This is a genomic window from Leisingera sp. McT4-56, assembly GCF_020514995.1.
Lineage (GTDB): Bacteria > Pseudomonadota > Alphaproteobacteria > Rhodobacterales > Rhodobacteraceae > Leisingera > Leisingera aquaemixtae_A.
Genome location: NZ_JAJALF010000069.1, coordinates 1 through 1060, shown reverse-complemented (window position 1 = coordinate 1060; position 1060 = coordinate 1). Strand labels below are relative to the sequence as shown.

The 1060-nt window shown below is 62.2% G+C and carries 1 protein-coding gene; it reads left to right on the top strand.

Going from position 1 to position 1060, the window contains the following annotated elements:
- Positions 1-23 precede the first annotated feature (23 nt).
- The coding region (locus LHL23_RS23435; RefSeq protein ID WP_226431764.1) for a right-handed parallel beta-helix repeat-containing protein at positions 24-1060 on the top strand (1037 nt) is incomplete at its 3' end.

The window sequence follows — 1060 nt, the reverse complement described above, 5'->3', positions numbered from 1 at the left end:
GGCCGTCCGCGAAAGGAACACCTATGACTGTTTACTATTCCTCCGACCTGGGCTGGGCAGCCGGTCAGAATGTTACGAGCCGGCTTGCGGACCTGGCCAGCAAGATTCTGAAGCCCGGCGACACATTGGTTCTCGACCATATGTACGACCTGAATGCCGGAGCGGGGATCCAGCTGCCGGACGGCGTCACCCTGGCGGCCCAGAACGGCGGCGGGTTCGACCTGCAGAATACCGATGCCTCGGACAGCAGCACGATCCTGATGGGCAATGACGGGACCCTCAACAACATCACGATCACCGCCAGCGGCGCCCCCGACACCGATTTCGAGGGCCTCAATCCGGAGCGCGGCGTCGATTTCCACCGGGCCCAGGCGATCGGCATCAACGGTGTCGACAATGTCACGGTCATCAACAGCACCTTCTCGGGCAATATCGGACAGTTCCTGGATGTCCACGACAGCGCCAACCTGGTTGTCGAAGGCACCCATTTCACCGGCGCGCGGGCCCAGCTGCGGATGAGCGGCGACGTGGCGGACGCGCTGATCTACCGCAGCCATTTCGAGGACTCGGTCGGCGACGGCATCAAGACGCTCGACGGCGACATCTCCGGCACCCGGGTGATCGAGAGCCTGTTTGAGAACAACACCCGGGACGGGATCGACACCACCGGCGGCTTCCAGAACGCGGTGATCAAGGACTCGGTGTTCTACAACAACTTCAGCGCGCTGGACATCAAGTCCCCGATCCATGACTCCGGCGACCTGACCCGCACGCATGTGAACAGCAACATCCTGATTGACGGCGGCCATATCTCCGGCTCCAACAGCGGGATCGTGACCACCTTCACGGATTACACCGGCAAGGTCACGGCCGCGACCGCCGACAGCTATATTCCGCACGACATCACGGTGACCAACACCACCTTCGAGGATATCGGCGTGGCCTTCCTGATCAAGGACGGCTACAACATCACCTGGTCGGATCTGACGTTCCGGAATGTGGGCAGCGAAGCGCGCATCATGAACGTGAACGCGCCGGACGGCTGGCACCGGCTGAGCGA